Annotated in this window: 13 protein-coding genes; 9 read left to right on the plus strand and 4 right to left on the minus strand. The window is 56.3% G+C overall.

Translation table 11 applies throughout. The features are described from left to right. Window positions 1-6 precede the first annotated feature (6 nt). Genes KP701_RS13520 through KP701_RS13530 form a run of 3 tightly spaced genes read left to right on the plus strand, consistent with a single transcriptional unit; the run spans window position 7 to window position 10,918 of the window. Complete coding sequence (locus tag KP701_RS13520) at window positions 7-5,637, plus strand: glycosyltransferase (RefSeq protein WP_215747500.1); 5,631 nt, start codon at window positions 7-9, stop codon at window positions 5,635-5,637. Beyond that, on the plus strand, window positions 5,634-9,329 hold the full coding sequence (locus tag KP701_RS13525) for a glycosyltransferase (protein WP_215747501.1): 3,696 nt from the start codon (window positions 5,634-5,636) through the stop codon (window positions 9,327-9,329). Before KP701_RS13520 ends, KP701_RS13525 begins: the two co-directional genes overlap by 4 nt. Window positions 9,330-9,331: 2 nt before the next feature. After that, a complete protein-coding gene (locus tag KP701_RS13530) occupies window positions 9,332-10,918 on the plus strand; it encodes a hypothetical protein (protein WP_215747502.1) in 1,587 nt (528 codons plus the stop codon). A 6-nt stretch (window positions 10,919-10,924) separates the two neighbouring features. On the opposite strand, the gene KP701_RS13535 is transcribed toward KP701_RS13530, so the two are convergent. Further along, window positions 10,925-11,719 carry an ABC transporter permease gene (locus KP701_RS13535; protein ID WP_041111597.1) on the minus strand — a complete coding sequence of 265 codons (795 nt, stop codon included), beginning with the start codon at window positions 11,717-11,719 and terminating at the stop codon, window positions 10,925-10,927. Window positions 11,720-11,928: 209 nt separating this feature from the next. Between KP701_RS13535 and KP701_RS13540 the strand changes: the two genes are divergently transcribed. From KP701_RS13540 to KP701_RS13550, 3 genes are all read left to right on the plus strand, one after another. Further along, a complete protein-coding gene (locus KP701_RS13540; protein WP_215747503.1) occupies window positions 11,929-12,954 on the plus strand; it encodes a DUF563 domain-containing protein in 1,026 nt (341 codons plus the stop codon). 10 nt (window positions 12,955-12,964) lie between these two features. Continuing rightward, entirely contained in the window at window positions 12,965-13,597 is a 633-nt protein-coding gene (locus KP701_RS13545) for a hypothetical protein (protein ID WP_215747504.1), read from the plus strand. 217 nt (window positions 13,598-13,814) lie between these two features. Then, window positions 13,815-14,945, plus strand: coding sequence for a polysaccharide biosynthesis/export family protein (locus KP701_RS13550; RefSeq protein WP_225199360.1), 1,131 nt, complete (start codon window positions 13,815-13,817; stop codon window positions 14,943-14,945). Between the two features lie 57 nt (window positions 14,946-15,002). Here the strand turns inward: KP701_RS13550 and KP701_RS13555 are convergent, their stop codons facing one another. Both KP701_RS13555 and KP701_RS13560 read right to left on the minus strand, forming a co-directional pair. Beyond that, window positions 15,003-15,650 (minus strand): ABC transporter ATP-binding protein, encoded by a 648-nt coding sequence (locus tag KP701_RS13555; protein WP_215747505.1) that lies wholly within the window; start codon window positions 15,648-15,650, stop codon window positions 15,003-15,005. Between the two features lie 3 nt (window positions 15,651-15,653). Further along, entirely contained in the window at window positions 15,654-16,526 is an 873-nt protein-coding gene (locus KP701_RS13560) for a capsule biosynthesis protein (RefSeq protein ID WP_252345630.1), read from the minus strand. A gap of 524 nt (window positions 16,527-17,050) precedes the next feature. On the opposite strand from KP701_RS13560, the gene KP701_RS13565 reads away from it, so the two are divergent. From KP701_RS13565 to KP701_RS13575, 3 genes are read left to right on the plus strand one after another with little or no spacing between them, the layout of a single operon-like run. Next, the gene (locus tag KP701_RS13565) at window positions 17,051-17,662 is read left to right on the plus strand and encodes a sterol desaturase family protein (RefSeq protein ID WP_215747507.1); all 612 of its coding nucleotides are present in this window, start codon (window positions 17,051-17,053) and stop codon (window positions 17,660-17,662) included. A gap of 12 nt (window positions 17,663-17,674) precedes the next feature. Further along, window positions 17,675-18,886 carry a glycosyltransferase family 1 protein gene (locus tag KP701_RS13570; RefSeq protein WP_215747508.1) on the plus strand — a complete coding sequence of 404 codons (1,212 nt, stop codon included), beginning with the start codon at window positions 17,675-17,677 and terminating at the stop codon, window positions 18,884-18,886. 34 nt (window positions 18,887-18,920) lie between these two features. After that, complete coding sequence (locus tag KP701_RS13575) at window positions 18,921-20,225, plus strand: glycosyltransferase family 1 protein (protein WP_215747509.1); 1,305 nt, start codon at window positions 18,921-18,923, stop codon at window positions 20,223-20,225. Window positions 20,226-20,361: 136 nt separating this feature from the next. Here the strand turns inward: KP701_RS13575 and KP701_RS13580 are convergent, their stop codons facing one another. Then, window positions 20,362-21,327 carry a carbon-nitrogen hydrolase family protein gene (locus KP701_RS13580; protein WP_215747510.1) on the minus strand — a complete coding sequence of 322 codons (966 nt, stop codon included), beginning with the start codon at window positions 21,325-21,327 and terminating at the stop codon, window positions 20,362-20,364. Window positions 21,328-21,382 lie beyond the last annotated feature (55 nt).

Raw genomic sequence — 21,382 nt, forward strand, 5'->3', positions numbered from 1 at the left:
CTCCTAATGCAGAAAATTTTTTCCCTGTCTGAAATCGGCGCCTCCGACGTAAGCCACGATCTCGTTTCCTTCGATATTTTCGATACGCTCGTCTATCGCCGATATCTGGAGGTCAATGAGGTTCATGATCTTGCCAGCGCCTATGCCCTCAGCCTTCTGGGACAATTCGGCAAGGAAAATCCGGGCGCTCTGACCCTGACGCGCTACGACATCACCAATGTGATGAAAGCTGCCGCACATGAACGTATCGAGGAACCAACCCTGGAAGCTGTCTGGAGCCGTCTTTTCACCGCCCGGATCGGCCATACGGAAAAAGCCCTGACTCTGGGTCGGAAGGTCGCAGCCTTCGAATACGAGATTGACCGCCAGAACCTGTACGCGGTCGAAGGTGCCGCCGAAATGCTTGCTGCGCTCAAGGCACAGGGCAAGACGGTCATCGCCATCTCGGATATGTATTTTTCCCAGACCGAGATTGAGGGCATCCTGCTTCAGACAGGGCTTGCCCGGCATATTGATCGCGTTTTCGTATCCTCGCAGGAAAACCTTACGAAACATTCGGGCAATCTCTTCACCCATGTGTGGAAGCAGTTCGACATTGCCCCTGCGAAGACGCTGCATCTGGGAGACAATACGCATTCCGACGTCGCCATGCCCACCAGCCTGGGCGGTAATGCGATCCACGTCGCCCATGCTCCGCTGCTTCGGATCAAGCGCCCCGATTACGGACGCCGTCCCGACATTCACATGGAAATCGGCGATCTTTCCAAGCTTTTCCTGACGCAGCTGCTGCTTTGCGCACAGAGCGATGGCAGCGACAGACTGTTCTTCCTGAGCCGTGACGGATGCCTGTTGCACAAGGTGCTGGAAAAGTGGAATTCGCCGCTGTTCCGCAACTTCTTCACTCCCATTCACTCGGAAGACCTGTTCCTCAGCCGCGCCGTCACCTGCTGGCTGAATGTCAATTTCCAGGACAAATGGCTCCTGCAGTCGATCGGGCACGCGTTCTGGCTGCATCACGGCAAAGCCACGCCCCGCCAGATTTCCGGAATGCTCGGTATCGACGCCACTCCAGCCGGTCTGGAGGCGGACAAGGTCTACCACTCCTCGATGGATACCTTCACGGTTCTGGAAGCCTATGAAGCATCCGGTCTGGTCGAGGAGATCCGCACGGCACTCCTGCACAAGCGTGCCATGGCCGCGTCCTATCTGAAGGATGCTGGCGTTCTGAATCACCAAAGCGTCCATGTCTGCGACGTCGGCTATTCCGGAACCGTCGTACGGGACCTCAACACCTTCTTCCTTCAGGAAGGCCCGCAGGGACTGGGTGGCTCCATTCCGCAGGTATATTTTCATTGCATCGCCAGCAATGCGAATTATTCGGGCAATGCCCGAACGGCGCTGCCCCACGTCATTTTCCAGAAAGACGTCATCCTGAATGACGGCCTTCTTCCGGGCGAACTGAAGGACAGCTTCGCCTGGCTGGAGATGTTCTTCAAACATCCGCTGTACGGCCCCCTGCTGGGCTACCGCAAGGATGGAGACCGGACCGTGCCGTCCTATGACGTCGCAGCGCAGGAAGATCCCCATCATCCCTGCCACCTGATCCTCAACACCATCAAATCCGATCCCTCGGATATCGTTCTGCTATGGATGAGCGCCGTCGGGTTCTGGTCCCAGTTCACATCTCCCCTGATCGAGCGCTTCCTGAACCCGGATGAGTCCACGATCGAACAGATGTTGAGTGACGTGTACGAAGTGGATGCCGTAAGCGGGAAGACCCGCAGCGTCGTCCTCGTCGCACCGGAGCTATCAGACGATGAAATCCGTCATCGCGCCCAGCGGGAGGATTACTGGATCCCGGGCTCCCTCGTCGCATCGCGGCTGGCACGGACAAGGTCAGCCTTCGAAACGGACGCTGAGCAGAAGTCGCTCGTCAACAAGCTGCGTGCCCTCGCGAACGGCGGCACGGCCGGAAAAGGTAGCAAACAGGCGGAGAAGAATCAGGATGCTTTCGATCCGGCGTTCTACCGTCGCTTCTATCGCGACCTGAGTGCCCTGCCGAACGACCGTGCTCTTGAAGATCACTATTTCACCCATGGCAAACTGGTCGGCCGGTATGGGTCGGAAGCCATGATGAAAAGGGAACAGGCCGCTCTTGAACAGCGCCTCCCGAGAGATTTTGACGCCGGCGCCTATTTCATGGCCAACCCTGATCTGCCTGTCACCCAGCCCGTTTCGTGGACCGCTACCCGACATTACCTTAACATCGGAGCCGCCCAGAACCGTCCGTATCATTACCATTTTCCCGGTCTGGACGAAGCCTTCGAGGCCCTCCTCGCCACGAATGAGATTTCCCTGAGTGACGCCGAGAGAAAGGATTATCAGGACGGCGTTCCCGCCCGTATCCTGCTCCTGCGTCGTCTGGGTGCGATCAGCGCGCCGTGGTTCAACATGCTGGACCTCCAGGAATTCAGCGCACTCAACTTCGAATGGTGCGGCAAACCCGCTTCAGCGGCTGAAGCGATCCTGACCTTCCTGAAAGACGGTATCGAGCGTATCGCCCCGCTCTCGGTTTCCGTGGCATTCGATCCGGACTTCTATCGCCGCCAGTACACCGATACCGCTGATCTGTCCGACGTTGATGCCTACCGCCACTGGCTGGAGGCTGGCAGCCTCATGCATCGTGCCCCGTCCGAGGAATGGGCCCTGCAGCACATGATCGGCCAGCGAACCTATCCCCCGGCATTCCACTGGGATCGCTTTCAGGCCACCGACCGGGCACGCTTCGCCCGCTCCACGCGTCTCGACCTGCTGGATGCCTTCCTGTCCACTGCCGTGCCCCCACGCGATGATCTGGTGGGCGGCCCGGGCGCCGGCGACCTCTGGACCTGGCGTGCAGCACGGGCCCAGGGAGCAGGCGACCAGCATCTCTCCACGGAATGTCTACGCGAAGCCGCCCGTGTTGAACCGCATCGCGGCGTTTTCTGGCATACGCTGGGTGACCGGCTTCAGTCACAGGGAGATCTGCACGGAGCTCTTGAAGCCTATACACGATGCCTGAAGACGGACACGCCGAACCGTTGGAGCCACATCAACTGCATCCGCCTGTCGGCAGATCTCGGCTTCTACAAAAAAGGCCTGGAGCATCTCCGCGCCGCCCAGGCAGCCTGGAAAGAAATGCAGCCTTGGCGCGAGGCCCGGACCCATCTGTTCATGCGCTGGTTCGATCACGCCGCACACCACAGCTACGACAGAATCACGCAGGACGACATCCGGGCCAGAACCCATCCTGACGCACGCTTCCTCGCGTTCATGAACACCTTTGTTCCAGCCGTGGCGTCGATAGGCATCCCCGCCCCACTGACCCTTGCCCGGACAGACGGACCGATCCTCATCCTCTCGGGCTCCGGACTATCGGAAAGGACCCGCTGGGAAGCCTCGCTGCGTATCGCACCCGAGGACGCGAGACAGGTTATCGTCTTCTCCCGTGAGCAGGTCGCCCTGTTTGCGGAAAGCCTGCCCGGCGCCTCAGTAGCCCTGTACCATGAGGTTGAGACCGACGGACTGATCGTCGATACCCTGCTGCGTGCAAAAGCCCTCGGCGTGCGCAACATCTACTGGGCCGGTCCGCTGGGCCGCGATAGCACAGGCGAAGGCCCGGATCTGTCCGACCTGGCATGGAGCGACTTCCTCCTGTATCGCGACAGCCGTGAAACCGGACGTACCCTGCGTTCGATCCATGCAGCAACGATGTGTGACGACGTGGTCCTGACCATGCCTTCCCTCATCACCCGCTTTCACGACCTCGGCCTGCGCCCCCGTCTCGGCGTCTCCGCCCTGATGGAGGCCCTGGCCGACATGCCGCGCACCACAGAAACGGCGCCGGGAAAAATCCGCATTTTCTGCTCCCTGACGGGCCGACCAGTTCGTGTATCTACGTCGGATGAGGACGCCTATGCCCCACGGATCGGGCAAAAGGCTCTCTTGAAGGCGCTCGACACCCTCCTCGAGACCTATCCGGATGTTTCGCTTCTCGTGGAAGGTGTCGATCCTGCTCTGCCACTGTCGATCCGCAATTCTACGCGTATCGAGCGCCTTGGAAGTGAACTGACATCGGATCAGCGTCTCGCCGCCCTGAGCCGCTCCTCCATCGCCCTCGACCTGCGCCACGTCCCCCGCGACCAGCGTTCGCTGGCGGATGAAGCAACATGGTCCGGCATTCCGTGCCTCGTGCTCTCGGACAATCCTGCACTGGGCAGCGCATCAACGCCGGGCTATGCCAAATGGGCACAGATTTCCGAAATCCTGAAAGCCTGGATCGGCCAGCCCCAGACACTGGAAGACGTCACCCTCGCGGCCCGTACGCACTTTGAGGAAGCCGCCTCCCCGACGCCTGTCGTCTGGTCACCCGTCCGGGCGGTCCCGACCACCAAGGCCAGGCCACGTATCCTGTTCGCCAATCTTTTCGCCCCGCCCCAGACTACCGGTGGTGCAACACGCGTCCTTTCGGACAATGCAGGCTATATGCTGGCTCATGCCGGTGACGATTATGATTTCGCGATCCTGGCATCTGATGACGAGAACAGTCATCGTGGCGTCACTCGTGTCGACAGCTGGAAAGGCGCACCGGTCTTCCGGATCGCCACGCCTCAGGAAATCGACATGGACTGGCGGACCTACAATTCCGAAGTCGATGCCCAGACACGCCGCATCATCACCCTGTTCAAGCCGGATCTGGTCCACATCCACTGTCTGCCGCGTCTTTCTGTCGCGGTCGCAGAGGCATGTCGCAGACTGGGCATCCCGTATGTCATCACGCTGCATGATGCCTGGTGGCTGTCGGACTTCCCCTTCCTTGTCCAGGAAGACGGAGAACCGGCCCGTATCAGCATTGACCCGGCAACACAGTCCTATTCGCACCGGATTGGCCTGCCGCGCAGTCTCGAACGGGCCGCTCGGCTGCGCAGCGCCCTGCATCACGCGCAGGAGCTGCTGTCGGTTTCCGAAGAATTTGCGGAAATCTATCGCAAGGCAGGTTTCCAGGTATCCACGATCGCCAATGGCGTGTCGGCGCTCGTCGCCCCCGTGCGCACTCCGCGGAAGGGTCGGGTCCGGCTGGGCCATCTGGGCGGACTGGAACATCACAAGGGCGCCTATCTTGTCGAAGCAGCCCTTCGCAGCCGTCCTTTCCGGAACCTCTCCCTGACCATCCTCGAACATGCTCGGGATCCCGGCTCCCCGCTCGAAACGCGATGGGGGAGTACGCCTGTCACCATCCGGGGAAAAGTTCCGGCAGACAGGATCGCCACACTCTATGGAGATATGGACATCCTGCTGGCCCCGTCCACCTGGCCCGAAAGTTTCGGCCTCGTAACCCGCGAAGCCGCCCAGTGCGGCGCATGGGTTATTGGCAGCAATCAGGGCGCCATGGGTACTGATATCGTCGAGGGAGTGAACGGCTTCGTAGTCGATACGACCTCGCCAGCGGATCTCGTCCGGGTTCTGGAGATGATTGACGCTGATCCGGAGCGCTACCTGACACGTCCCCCTCAGCCGGACACTCCGCTGCGTCATGCCGATGATCAGGCGCGGGACATCCTGTCCCTTTATCGTACCCTTCTGGCTTCCCGCCCATGAAACCATGGCGGATCGGCCGACTGTTCAGGACGTCTCTCCCTGCGGATCACCATATCCGTCAGGGAAACGCCCATAACAGCGACCGGAACTGGGCACAGGCCGCGAGAGCCTATCAGGCGGCACTGGCGGTCGATCCGGGCCTGGCGCATATCTGGATCCAACTCGGCCACGCCCTCAAGGAGCAGGGAGACCTTTCCCAGGCCGAACATGCCTACCGTCAGGCAACCCTTCTCTCGCCACATGATCCCGATGGCTGGCTTCAGCTCGGTCATCTGCTGTCCCTCGCGGGCAACGTCCGCGACAGTATCACCGCACTGGAAGAAGGCCAGCGCATTTCCGGCGATCCCCTCTTCGCGGCGCAGGACATCGCTGCCCTGCGCGAGCGCCAGAAGCAGCCCCAGCGTTCATGGCGACAGCCGGAATGGGTGACACCCGACATTACCGCGCTCTGGACCAGCGAGGGCTTCTGCCCCGCCGGAATGGAACTGTTCGACCCCTGGGCTTACTGGCAAATCAATCCTGAATTGCTCCAGACGTTCGACATCCCCGTGGCTCTGGACCTCGTGCGGCATTTCTGCACCTCCGGTGTCTCGAAATGCCTCCCCTTCAGCCTCATCGAGAGTTTTGATCCCGATTTTTATCGCAGGTTCTGTCTGAACGGCATCGCCTTCACGGATGCCGGCGCCTACCGACACTGGCTCACCACTGGTATTGCACAGCACGTCCCTGCGAACGAAAAACGCTGGATCCAGAGCCTTCTGGGCGACCGGATCACTAAGCTCGAAGACGTGGATCCCCTCCTCTCGTCGGCCTTCCGAGACGAAAACGCCGCCACCCATACCCAACGCACCCTGGTCGAAGGCTTCATCTCCGATCTCCTCACCGATCCCCAGCGCCCCGTCACGCCCACACCGCGCAACGCTCCCCTCCTGCACGCCATTGCCTGCCGTGGTGAAAAGGGCACTGAGCTCCATCAGGAGGGAGCCAGACGACTACGGGAAAAAATCTATCTTCATGTCCCGACCTATCGGGAGAATACCCGTGCCCTCACACGGACGATGACGACCCAAGGCCTCGATATCGCAGCACATCCCCTCCTGAAGGATCTGGCCGGACACCCGGATGAGCCTGCCGAAACCCTGATCGCTCTGGCCAAATGCGAAAACCGCCTAGGGAGCCTCGACGCTGCCGTCACAACCCTGCGGACAGCTACAGGGAAGAAACCGGGACGCCCTGATCTGCGGATCTGCCACGATCTTCAGGAAGACCGGAATTATCATCATGCCTGGAATACAGCTCTGGCCTTGGCCCGGACCGGACAGCTGGAAGCCGGACAGCTTCACTTGCGGGCCTATCTGGACAGCCTACCTTTTATGCTGCCAGACCACAGGCCCCTTCGTCCCCGATCGGGCGCAGTCGCCATTGTGGGTAAGCTGAATCTTCTTCAGTGCCGTCTCTATCGTGTCGAACAGCGACGGGATCATCTGCTGGCTGCCGGTTACACCGTCGAAATCTTTGACGTCGATACCGATCTCGATGTCTTCACCGCAAAGATTGCGGCCTTCGAAAGCGTGATCTTCTACCGCCTGCCCGCATGGCCCGCGGTTATCCGCGCCATCCATCTGGCCCGTTCCCTCGGCCTGACCACGTTCTACGATATCGACGATCCCCTCTTCGACGCCGACCTCTACCCCGAACCCTTCGAGACCTATGGCGGTACCATCAGCCGGGAAACCTATTACGGCCTTGCTCTGGGCGTTCCGCTGTTCGCAAAGGCCCTGAGCCTGTGCGAATACGCCATAGCCTCCACAGAACCTCTCGCCGAGCGCATGCGACGCCATCACATTGGCGAAGTCTTCGTCCAGCCGAACGGCCTTGGAGAGGCGCATGCAATCGCGATGCGGCGTCACGGTAGAAAATCTCCCTCTCCCGATCAGCCCGTGACGATCTTCTACGGCAGCAACACGAAAGCAAACCGTTCAGAAATCGTTTCCGTGCTCGAACCCGCCCTGATGCGGATTCTTAAAAAACATGGCCAGCGGGTCCGGCTCTGCATCGTCGGCGACCTGCCCGAGGACAGCGTTCTCAGAAATCTGAGAGAGAACATCACACTTCTTCCCCCTTTGCCGGATGTGCAGGCCTACTGGTCCCTTCTCTCTTCGGCCGACATCAATCTCGCCATCCTTGGCCAATCCCCCACAACCGACACAAAAAGCGGCATCAAATGGCTGGAAGCGGCCATGTTCGGCATCCCCTCCGTCCTTAGCGACACTGCCGGCTACAGAGATGTTGCCAGAGAGAACGAAACCGCTCTTTTCGCCACGGACACCGACAGCTGGGTGCGGGCACTGGACCAGCTCGTGACAGATCCTGCACTGCGAACCCGGATCGGTAAAGCCGCCCATACCCATGCCCTCACCACCTACGGCGCAACCCCGCTCGCCAGCCATGCCAAAGCATTCATGGAACGAACCGCGCCGCCGGACACGACAGCACGGCACCGCATTCTCGGCGTCAATGTCTTCTATCCTCCCCAGGCCATCGGCGGAGCCACCAGGGTCTTCCACGACAACCTCAGCGACCTTTCCGCTCCGGAAGACAGACGCTTTCTGTTCGAAGTCTTTACGTCCCAGGTCGAACCCGACAGCGAAAAACTCCGGGTTTACGCGCAGGACGGCATCCTTATCACATCGATTGCCCCTCTGGACGTGGACGACAAGGACCGTATCGCTGAAGACCCCAACATGGTCGCGCAGTTCCGTAAAGTCGTCGAACGCTTCCGTCCCCACCTCGTGCACTTCCACTGCATCCAGCGCCTGACCGCCGGTATCATTGATGTGCTCCTTGAACTGGACATTCCCTACTGCATCACCCTTCACGATGCCTGGTGGATTTCGGACCGACAGTTTGTCATCGACGAACTCGGACAGCCGCGTCTCTATAATTACTCTTCGCCTCTTGAAACCCTCGAACGGTGCGGTGCGAAGGCCGTGGCACGCATGGAGAGTCTGCGCGACAGGCTCTTCGGCGCAAAAGCAGTTCTGGCCGTCTCGGAAGCGTTTGCAGAACTCTATCGTACTGCCGGGGTCCATCAGGTCCAGACCATTGAAAACGGTGTCAGCGTCCTTACGCCCCGTCCACGTCTGCGCGAAGAATCCGGGCGTATCCGCCTGGGCTTTATCGGAGGTCTGGCACGTCACAAGGGGTGGGACCTGATCCAGATTGCCCTTCGGGCAGGGAGTTTCCACAATCTCGAACTTCTGGCCATCGATCATGCGATGAGTCCCGGCGATGAGCGGACAGATGTCTTCGGGCAGACGCCGGTCGTTTTCCGCGGCAAAATGTCCCAGAATGAAGTGGCCGATCTCTACGCGAGCATCGATGTCCTGCTGGCTCCCTCGATCTGGCCGGAAAGTTTCGGACTCGTCACCCGTGAAGCCACGCTTTGCGGATGCTGGGTGGTCGCATCAGATCGTGGCGCCATCGGTGATACCATCAGCGATGATATCAATGGCTTCCGGATCGATGTTTCCAGCGCAGCAGACCTGCGCCGCGTCCTGACGCTGATCGATGAGTCCCCCGCCTGCTTCAGGCAGCCCGCCCCAGAATTAAAAATATCCCGGACTGCGCGCGACCAGGCGCAGGATCTGGGCGTTCTGTACGAAAAACTTCTTCAATCTGGAGAGAACTAAACATGTCCCGTCGAGCCGACCGCGTACATCCCGATGTCAACCGCCGCCGGGCACTGGTCGGCATGGGTCTTGCGGCGCCTTTCCTCGCCGCGACTTCGGCTTCCGCGGAGAAAAGAGTTTCGTCACTGCGAATTGATGAAGCCGAACTCCGGCGTCGTGGAGCGGCTCTTGATGGGAAAACGGACGACCTGCACGTCCTGCAGGGATGCATCGACGAAAGCAGCGTCACCACTCCAGACATGGCGTGCCCTTCCATCCTGTTTGATCTTCCGGCTGTGACGATCTGTCTTTCGGGACCACTACAGACGAGAGGCCGCAATCTTACCATCCGGGGGGCCGGACAGGACCTGACGGTCCTGGTGATGGAAACGGGCGGTAAGGGGGTCCTGACACATGGGACCTCCAGTGAGCCAGCAAGAGGTTATCTTCAGCTTCAGGACATCGGTTTCGATGACGGTAACCCGAAAGGCAGTGGATGCACCGGCATTTCCGTCCATTTCGCTGCAGAAGCCCCACAGGCATGCATGACCTGGCAAGGCGTCGCTCTGCGGAAATGGAGCCAGGGTGCCACGATCGTGAACTGCCCACGGAACTGGCATTGCGAAAACGTGACGGTATTCGGGCCCGACTTCGCAATGCAGGATGCGGCTGGTTTCAAGATCATCAGCGAACCCCATTTCACACAGGGATGCTTCACTTATATCTTCATCAATGTCCTGGTCGCCAATTACAGCTGGGGATGGGACTATGACATCCGCTCTCCGCTGGAAGGACAGCGCTTCTATTCCTGCACCTGTTACAATGGTTGGGGGATGGTGCGGTCGCGGGTCCATGCTTCACCGGACCGTCGGAACAGTATTGATGAGACCTATCGCAGCGTCATCTGGTACTTCATGGAATGTGACTGGCAGGGCTTCGGATATGCTCTGGATCTGGTCCACTGCAGAAACATCATCGTTCGCGGCGGCTTCTACATCGCCAATCGCAACGTGGATCACCTGCCCATTCCCGATGGACGGCCAAGACGGCGTTATATGAGCTTTGTCGATTGCGGGGATATCCTGCTCGACGGCGTGAAATTTGACGTCTTTGCGGGCAGTGAACCTGACCTGTCCCTCGTTTATGTCGACGGACGCTCTGACAATTTCCGTGCCCGCGATACCAATGTCCTGTCCTATGCCCCGATCTATTGCGCTTTTGAATTCGCGGATCCGGCACTTCCAAATCCCAAACGTAACACGCTCTCCGAGATGGACACCCTCTGGGCCGCCTGGTCCGGCGGAGAAAAGGTCCGCGATGCTGGGGGAAACCAGATCAGCCAGACCTCACTCCGTGAAATCGGGGGCGAGATAACATCAGGGGGACAGATCAGCCTTCATGGGAGAACGAAGGCAAAGCAGGGACGCATAGAAATCTTTTTCCCCAAACGGCCTCTGGGCCATAACTGTTTTTTTGCGGCACCACTCCTGCTTGCACAGGCTCACGGAGAAAATGCAACAGCCACCGTAACAAGTGTTTCTGCTGTCAGCTTTACCATCCTGGCGAGCAAAGCAGACTGTGAGATCGTCTGGACGGCAACGGGCCAATAACGGACTTTAGACGACCGATATAAATCGCCGCACCCGCAAGGTCAGGGAGAGACCAATGATCAAAAGAATGATCGTCGCATAGGCATCATAAACCATGTCGTAGTAGGGATGAATCGTTTCCCCAAACTGCCCTCCCCGGATCATTTCGATATTATTGACGGAGGGCGACCACAGTAAAACTTCGCGCGCTTTCTGCGGAAGCCAACTGCAAAATGCGAATGCTCCTGAAAACGGCAGAGAAAGATAGGAAAATACACTTACGGACTTTTCCACCAGCTCGGAGCGCTGGCTCAGAGCCGCCACAAGCAGGGCAGTCGCGTAAGAGTAGGCCGCCTGATAGATGATCCCGACATACAACAGGCCAATGTCCTTGGGAGGAGACATGTAACCCAGAAGGATAGCCCCTGTACAAACAATCAGCCCGGCCATAATCGTTCCGCTGATTTCCAGAACACTTCGAGCGGTAATGATATCCAAGGGCGTGACTTGCCGATGGAAAAGCAGGCTGCCATTTGCTTCGAACGCTCGAATGGAAACCATGAGACAATGCCGCCACATGGTCAGTGGCACATAACCCGTAATGACCACTGCCGTTGTCTGCAGACCATGCTCGTGAGCAGGACGAATTGCGGTCCATGCGATCGCAACGCCGGCACAGAAAAGAATGGGCTCACCCACAATCCAGAGATATCCGAGATTCTCTCGCCCGAAACGCGTGTGAAGCTCACGCATCATCAGTGCAGCAATGACCTTGATCTGAAGTTTTACCAATGACACCAGACTGTTCTGATAATGACGCATGTAAATGAAACATCTCCAATGTAGAGAAAAATATTTCTCAGATATGCATTCTAACGCACCAATCCGGCATCTTGCCTTTCAGGGGGCGGTCTACCATAGTTAGCCCTCTTCACAAAAGCGAAGAGGGGTCTCGATCCCTTGACGCACAGGACAATCGACAGGGAATTGCAGACAGACATGAACCCCACGACCCCTTCAAGGATTTTCTCATGATCCTTAGAGATGTTACCACAATCTGGGGAAACGATCATCTGGTCCGTTCACGCCCGTCCATAGAAGAGCATTTTGACGTTCTCTTTGTGCCGTTCACTGTGGGGGTACACCTCGACCACGACCGGCAATGGGGAATTTTTTCCCGTGACGGACGTCTGATCGATAGTTCGGGATATTTTCGTGGACAACATGCCCTCGTCTGTGGAAACAGCACGACAGATATAAATTTTGATGATGTCCCCTATGCGCCGGAACACCATTATATCTACGGTGGCCCGATCATAAACCACTTCGGGCATTTCCTGATCAGTTCCTTGTCACGGCTGTGGTTTTTGGAGTTTCACGAAAAGACTTCACCTATTCTCTGCCATAGTCACGGGGCAATTCCGGACTGGTTCAATCCTTCTTACAGAGCGGAACTTTGGAAAGGAGCGAAGCTTGAAGCCCAGGATTTCGCCACGTTCGAAACTCCTGTCCGGATTCGTCATCTCTCCATTCCCAGAACTTCTCTGGAAGAGCAGAATTTCGTACATGACGTCTATGGCAGAATGATGCGGAAGATTGGCGACCGTATCGTTGGACAGAAGCCCATTCACTCCAACACAACACCAGCTTATCTCAGCAAACACCAGATGCGAAACGGTGTCACCAAAATCGGGAACGAAGAAGAAATCATCGATGTCCTTCGGGACGCAGGCGTGGAAATTTTCTGCCCGGAAACCATGTCTCTCCCAGACCAAATTTCTTTATTTCGAGAACGCCAGACCATTATTGGCACCTCTTCTTCCGCATTTCACATGAGTATATTTTCCGAGTTGGAGAATGATATTTTTTGCATTCTCCCTACAAATCTCCTCAACAGCAATTTCAAACTAATAGACAAAGCAGCAAAAAATAAAAGTCGATATTTATTTCCAAAATCCGGAACTGAACAACACGAAAATACCCTAGGGTTCAATCTGTACAGTATCGTATCCGATCCCAAAGGCATTGCGCGCGAAATCTTATCAAGAATTTCCTAAGGAATACACATTGTCTCTGTATGATGCATTCACCAGCGTCAAAAGCGGTGAGATTGAGAAAAACGTGCACTTCTTCTCGATTTACGAGCGATACCTTGCATCTTATAAAGATCGTCCCTGCGTTCTCTTCCTGATTATTGATGAGCCGCATGCTCAGGCACAGGCAGAAATGTGGGCCCGGTATCTAGGGGCCTTTTCAAAAATTGTCTGCCTCACCAATGGGTACAAGGATCAAGATCAGATCGCCTTCAGGGCCGGAAACCTGGATAATCCCTTGTTCCGAAAACAGCTTGTCATAGAATTCGGCGCGCCGGACATCGTGATAGATGACGGATCGCATCTTCCGGAGGATACTATTTCAAGTTTCGAGAACCTGAATTCCATCATCAAGAATAATGGACTCTATTTTATAGAAGATACTTACACGTCCTACTGGAGAAACTATAAAGGATCATTGGGAGAGTCAGGCACAATCTTGGGATATGCCAAAGATTTGATCGACGAGATGCATGCCCATCACACGGGACAGGTCATTCCTCCCAACTCTTTCAGCGAAAACGTACAAAGCATGCATATCTACGACGGTTTGCTGGTATTTGAGTATGGGCGATATCTTGATCGACGCAGCGTAAAAAATTTCTGAGGCCTCGTCTGCCGGCATGCTTTCAGTCATAAACCCTTCAATGGGTGGACCTGCTATCCACTCTAAGTCTACACAACGCGCTGACAAGGATTTTCCCGAGGGTTCAACTTCTATGACCGTTCCGCGTATCAGCCTGTCGTGCCCACGCTGGTCGGCCCGTTTTGCCAAGCATAGCATAGCATATGCATTCGCCCTTGCTCTTGCTGGATGCAGCGCCATGCCAGACAGCGGTCCCACTGAGAGCGGTGTGCTGCAGGCATCACGGGATACAAAACATAATCCTCTGGACTTTGCCGTACTCCCCGTTACTCCGAACGTAGCGGCGATTCTGGCGGCTGAGATTCCTCCGTTCATTTCTTCGCTGGATACGGCTGACAATGCCCCAGCCCAGAATGATCGGGTAGGAGCGGGCGACGTCCTGACCATCACGGTCTTCGAATTGGGGAACGGTCTTTTCTCATCGGGCGGCAGCCTGTCGGCCGTCACCCAGTCCAATGGCATGGGTGCCGCCTCGGGAGGTGCCACTGGCGTCACCGCTGAGACGCTTCCGCCGACTGAAGTCGAAACCGACGGGACAATCCTCGTTCCGTATGCAGGACGCCTGCATGTCGCGGGCAAGACCCCGCAGGCTGTTGCCGCAATGATCAGTGCGGGGCTGGCTGGGAAGTCACAGAACCCTCAGGTCATGGTCAGGATTGCCAGTGACATTTCCAATACGGTCATTGTTTCTGGTGAAGTCCATCATCCAGGCCGCGTCACACTGAGCACCGCTCAGGAGCGTCTGTCCGACCTGATCGCCATCGCAGGCGGTGCCATCTATCCTCCCGAAGACACTCATGTGCAGCTTGTGCGCCGGGAACATACGGCAGCCACCGATCTGGGGACGCTGGAATCCTATCCGGCCCAGGATATCCGTGCCCGGCCTGGAGACCGACTGCATGTCATCTATCAGCCGCGTACCTACACGGTATTTGGAGCAGCAGGACGGGAAGCAACAGAAACACCGTTCAAGTCTCCTCATGTCTCCCTCGCAGAAGCTCTGGCGCGGGTCGGTGGCCCATCTGACAGCCGTGCGGACCCGAACGCAGCTTTCCTGTTCCGTTTTGAAACTCCTGAGACGGCAAGAACGCTGAAAATCACGACACCCGCCACACCGCTTGGTGTCCCGGTCGTCTATCAACTGGATCTCATGAATCCGACGTCGTATTTCGCCGCTCAGCGAGTTCCTATGAAGAATCACGACGTGCTTGTCATCGCCAATGCAAAAACCAACCGTTTCTACAAATTTACGCAGCTTATCAGCACACTGATCAGCCCGGCGATTACAGCGGCCTGGCTTGCCCGCTAAGAAGACGCAATTCCCTCTCATCCTGCTCCGAAAGGATGAGAGGGTCTATCGCGCGTTTCATAGGTTTTCGTAAACAGCGATCGCTTCCTCGAGCGTCTCATAAGGTTTGAGATGGCCTTCATCGAGAACACCGACCCTGTCGCAGGTATCGCGCATGAACCCCATATCGTGCGAAACGACGATCATGGCTCGCTCACTGCGTTTATTGAACAATTCGTCCTGACATCGCTTGTGGAAACGGGCGTCACCAACCATGATCACCTCATCGATCAGATAACAGTCGAATTCGATCACAATGGACAGGGCAAAGGCCAACCGGGCCCGCATTCCTGAAGAGTAGGTTTTGACCGGCTCAAGAAGCTGCCGCCCCAATTCCGCAAAATCGTCCACGAACGCCCGTGTGTAGGCATAGTCCAGATCATAAATCCGCGAAACGAACTTCAGGTTATCCAACCCGGTCAGGCTCCCCTGAAACGCTCCTCCAAATGCCAGCGGCCAGGACACAGTCATGGTGCGTTCGATACGCCCGGCCGTCATCGGCTCTACCCCCCCGATCAGACGGATCAGGGTAGATTTTCCTGCGCCGTTACGCCCAAGGATACCAAGCTTTTCCCCTCTGTTGAGAGTAAAATTCACCTTGTCCAGAACCCGGCGTTGACCGCCATGGACGGGATAATCCTTCGTGACGTCGATACAGCGCAACATATCTCAGACGCTCTTATGTTCGCGGGCACCAGACACCAGAAGGGCGCCCATCAGATATAATGCCAGCATGGTGGCAAATACGATTGCTATGTTGGCAAGTGTCCGGGGATAGGCCGCATAGTCCGGCCGATTGGGTTTTGTGACCTCTTCAAGATAAAGCTGCTGTCTGTCCGCCTGGATCCGCGCTGCATCAAGAGCAGCATCAGCCGCACTCACTTCCCGTTCCAGAAGCTGGCGCTGGAACAGAAGGTCTTCATAGCCACTGATCTTGGGAACAAGAGTATCCTTCCCTCCTGTTACACGGGAAGAAGAATGGGTAATTTCCTGGTCAAAAGCTGCCATTCGACGCTTAAGCACGGGAATGAGCGGGCTATCTGGTGTGGAATGCTGGAGCTGTTCGAGTTGAACGCGCGTGGCCATTTTCATTGTTTCCAGCCCTGCAATATCTGTCAGGAGAGGCTGGGACTGGCGCTGGGGATCAAGCATCGCGATTTCATTGCGATATGAGTCAATCTGGCTGTTGACTCCCCTCAGCCTTTCAATTGCAAGATCGCGCTCCTTGCGGGATGCGGAAATCGTGTTTTCCCGCTGCCGTTCATTCATTTCATTGACAAGCTGCTCGGCCGCAGCAATCAGCGCTTTGGCAATTCTCTGTGAATCGTCAGCCCTGAATGTTCGTACACGCAACGTGGACAAACCAGTGGTCGTGTCCAGTTCAGCCTTCACGTGCCGCTGGTAATAGGAATAAAAATGCTCGAACGTAAGACCCGAGTAGAAGTTGGGGTAACGCGCCAGAGCGTCCGTTCCCGGCCGGTCAAAAACGCTAGCCAGATCCTGCGTATGGAGCAGAAGTTGCGCTGCGTCACGTGACGTCACGTATTCCTGAACGACGTAGGTATCTTCTGTCCCACCAGAACTCCCGCCGGACAACAATCCAGCCAGCATCCCAGGCGACTGGGACGGCTGCCCCCGGACAACGAATTCTGCCTCTGACTGGTATTGTGGGGAAGCAACCAGCCCGTAATAGCCCGCCGCAAGAACGGTCGGGAGGACAACAACCCCCAGAAAAACGGACCGGCGCCGTATCCAGGAAATGGTCTGGTGCATTCTGCCAGGAGATCTATTTTCTCCGGTCATCCTGTCATTCTCGAAACCTACGGACACCCTGTTCATATGGATCGGTTTGCCTCACACTTCTGATCTTGCCACCATATATCAGTCTTGCCGTTCTGAGGACCTCTGTCGGACATTCTCCTGAAAACCTTGTTCGACACTTGGTTGTTCCGTCTGTATGTAACGGTTTGGCAGACATTGAGATCTTACCGCGATTTACAGGGAACTGGCTGGATGATAGGACGTAAAGTCACGGGTTGCTTCTGTAAAGACAGGTGAGGTTTGCAATGATGGTCCGCGCTTTCAGGGCACATCCGACGCGGGTCCGCCTGTTTCGAAACAAATGGCTCGAGTTGACGACGCTGACTCCCTTCCCTTTGTTTTTCAGCGTCTGGTTTCCAATCGACATTCTTGCGATCGCGACCGCTTTCCGGTCGGACTCAGGCTGGAAAATGGTGACAGGCTTCCTGACGGGACTGCTCGCCTGGATTCTTTTCGAATATGTCGCACACCGCCATATCTTCCATCTCAAACTCAGTTCCGCGATGGGACGTCATCTCATCTTTCTGATCCACGGCAATCATCATGCGGATCCGAAGGACCCGTTGCGCAGCATCATGCCCCTGACCGTCAGTCTTCCTCTTGGGTTTCTGATATGGCTTGCCTGCCGCCATTCCGGACTTCCTGCCCAAAACTCAGGCTTTGCCGGATTCGTCACGGGTTATACCGTCTATGATACGGTACACTGGGCCTGCCATCAGACGAATTCTCGCAGACGACTGCCCCGGATTTTGCGCAAGCATCATCTGCTGCATCATCATGCGCCTGTCCATGGCAATTACGCCACGACAGTTCCCCTGCTGGATCGCATCTTTCGAACCCATATCCGGCCGCGATAAGTCTACAACTTCATGCGGATCATTCTAGACGCCCGAAATACCGGCCGCGCCATGGGTACTGGCGTCACGACCTATACGAAAACACTTGCCGAAGCCCTGAAGAACCAGCAGGGAATCTCGGTAGGGTGGCTCCATGAAACGTCCGGTTTACAGCCAGCCGCCTCGCAGCATTCACATTCGTTTGCCGCCCGCAGCCTCCGGTTCGCACGGGCCCTGAGCAGTCGGCAACGCAAAGGTTTCGCTGGTACAGGCCCCCAGACAGGCAACCTGATTGCCGAAGATATCTTCCGGATCGGGCATGTCCATTTCAATATCTTTGGAAAACTTCTGGCAGTCGAGCCCACTGAAGAGCCTTCGATCATGCACTGGACCTGTCCACTGCCGCTCTACATGCCCGGCTGTCCCAACATCGTCACGATCCATGACCTCATCCCCATTCTGCACCCCGAATTCTGCCAGACGGATCCCAGGCGGACCCAGCGGATGCTCGAGCGTGTGATTGATCGGGCAGATCTGATCATCACGATTTCGGAAAGCGTCAAAAAAGATATCATGACGCATTTCGCTCTGCCGCCGGAGCGGATCCACGCCATCCATCAGGCGACCAACATCCAGGCAGAACTCTCCCGCACTCATTCAATAGGACAGACACCCTGCCCTGATGGAAGCTTCATCCATATCGGCACCATCGAACGCCGCAAAAATATCGCACGCCTGATCCGGGCTCACAGCCTCAGCCGTACCAAGCGCATGCTGGTTCTGATTGGTCCGGACGGCTTCGGCGCACAGCAGGAACTCGTGGCCCTCTCAGAGCATCTCCATCCAGAGCGCGTCATACGGCTCCCCTGGATTAGCCGACCTGATCTTCTTGCAGCCCTCACCAAAGCCCGCGCCATCGTTTTTCCCTCTTTGGCCGAAGGGTTCGGGCTTCCTATCGTGGAAGGCATGGCTCTGGGTATTCCGGTTCTCACCTCTCAGGGCGGCACCACTGAGGAAATTGCGGGGGGCGCCGGCTGTCTGGTGGACCCGCTCGATATCGGGTCGATCGCGGAAGGCCTGATCGCGCTGGACCGGAACGAGACCTTATGCCGAAATCTCGTTGCCCTTGGCCGCGAACGTGTAAAGCATTTCAATCCCCATGATTACGGATTGCGCTTCAGCGCCCTGTATCGTGAGGTCTTGGCCGGAAGACAGCCTTCTTCCTGCCACAACCCGACGGTCTGATGCCGTATTCCCCGTTTCCGTTCAAGGAGTTCAAGTGTCCGTTCAATCTCGCCTTCACGTCGCTCTCGATGGTTTCAATCTTGCCCTTCCCCGCGGCACGGGAGTAGCGACCTACGCACGGACACTGAGTTATGCCCTCAAGGAAATGTCCTGCGAGGTCGACGTACTGTACGGCCTGAACATTCCTTCCAAGGCACCAAGCCTGCTGCGTGAAATCCTGTTTTTCGATCAGGTCTGCGCAGAGGAACCAAGCCGTCGAGCACGCTTTCTGGGCGCCCGATGGAAAGAACGGGCTCGTGCCGAGATTCTGGGACACCGAGCTGTCAGCGTTCCGGTAGACCAGCATGTAGATGCCCGTTCTTTCTCAAAACGGCTTCCAGCTTTTGACAGTATTCTCAATGCAAGAGACCTGTTTATCACAGCATGGGCACATTACCGTCGGACACGACGTTTCCTGAACATTACTCTTCCCAATACCCCGAATGTCATGCACTGGACCTATCCACTGCCAATCCGGGCTCGGAATACAAAGAACGTCTATACCATTCACGACCTTGTACCCCTCCGCCTCCCTCACACCACACTGGACAACAAGACCAACCACCTTCGGTTGATTACGGATATCGTACGGCATGCAGATGCGATCTGTACCGTCTCAGAAGCGTCCCGACGGGATATCATAGACTTTGCACCGCAGGCTGCAGCGATCACGCACAACACCTATCAGTCAGTGCGGGAACAGACCGCTGTTCAGAACCTTTCCGCTGACATTATTACCCAAACACTCAATCGCCTTTATGACCTCAGAACAGATGGATATTTTCTCTACTATGGTTCCATTGAACCCAAGAAGAACATTGCCCGTCTGATTGAGGCTTTTCTGGCCTCCGAAACTCAGAGACAACTGGTCGTGGTTGGTGCCATGGCCTGGAAATCAGAAGGCGAACAACAGCTTCTGGAGCGTGGCAAGCGTCTGGGACGTATTATCCAGATGGAATACCTGCCTGAAAATGACCTCATGATGCTCATCCGTGGGGCGAGGGCCGTTCTATTTCCTTCCCTCACCGAAGGCTTCGGTCTGCCCGTCGTGGAAGCGATGATGATGGGGACACCTGTTCTGACCTCAGGAGAAGCATCGCTGCCGGAAGTCGTAGGAGAGGCCGGGCTGATGGTGGATGCCTATGATACGATCAGCATCATGGAAGGTATCCAGGAGCTCGACAGGAACGATAATCTCTGTCAGCAAATGCATCGGGATGGCCCCGTACAGGCCCGAAAATTCGACATGGCAAATTATCAAATTGCCCTGAAGAAATTCTATAACGCTGTACTTGTCTGAAAACGCGGCGAGAAATGTGGCATTTGCATATCAAGACTTTCTTCTGCCTCAATCCGGACCGCTAGTGACATAAAGGCTCGAAAAACCTTCTGGTTTTGAGGAGCCTTTTTCATCGTCCTGACGCCAGCAGAACAGGTTATTCGCTTTGGTCACTTCCTGAGACAGGCTGAGTTTGTGCCGAAAAAGAAACCGGATTTTGTGGAACGTCGTTAACGCGCAGACTGAAAATGTCGGGACGGGCATAATGACCTGCAACATCCAAGTCATATTTTGCCCGGATAATATCTTCCAGATCGATATCGGCTGCCAAAATCGCTTCACGGTCATAAACCGGTCCTGCGATGATCTCTCCCAACGGGCTGACAATAATGCTGCCTCCCCGGATAAAAACCGTTTCGGGATTATTTCCTTGATGACACGCGTAGTTTTCCGGGGCGTCAGCACGCGTCATGAACTGACAGGCGCTCAAAACGAAAGTTCGACCTTCATAAGCAATATGACGCATGGAAGCCTGCCAGATATCACGCTCGTCCACCGTGGGCGCGCACCAAAGGTTGATCCCCCGCGCATACATGCTCTGACGGAGATCCGGCATATAGTTTTCCCAGCAAATCGCAGCACCAAGGCGTCCAATCTCGGTATTGAAAACCGGAATGGTGGACCCATCTCCCTGTCCCCAGACCAAACGCTCGGTACCCGTCGGCATTAACTTGCGATGCTTGCCCAAAAGCGCTCCATCAGGCCCAAAAAAAAGTGCCGTGCAGTAGAGGGTTGCACCATCCCGCTCGATCACCCCAACGACTAGGTATGCTGTCATTCTCTGGGCAAAAGACCCGATCCGCTCTGTTTCAAGGCCCGGAACCACAATGGCTGACTTCCAGTACCGCAGATAATCATCCCGTCCTTCAGGAAAACGGCTTCCCAAAACGGCACCAAAGGCTAGTCCTTTAGGGTATCCGCCAATATAGGCCTCCGGAAAAACTGCCAAATCAATACCTTGCATGGCAGCAGCCTCGCAGTGCGCTTCCATGCGATCAAGAGTTGCAGGCGTATCAAACAGGCTACTTCCGGCCTGAATAACGGCAACACGCAGCTTGTTCATACACAATTCTCCCGGATATTCAGCACGGTTCAGTCCTGACGAATAACTTGCTCCC

The sequence above is a fragment of the Gluconobacter sp. P1C6_b genome (assembly GCF_018811945.1).
Classification (GTDB): Bacteria; Pseudomonadota; Alphaproteobacteria; order Acetobacterales; family Acetobacteraceae; genus Gluconobacter.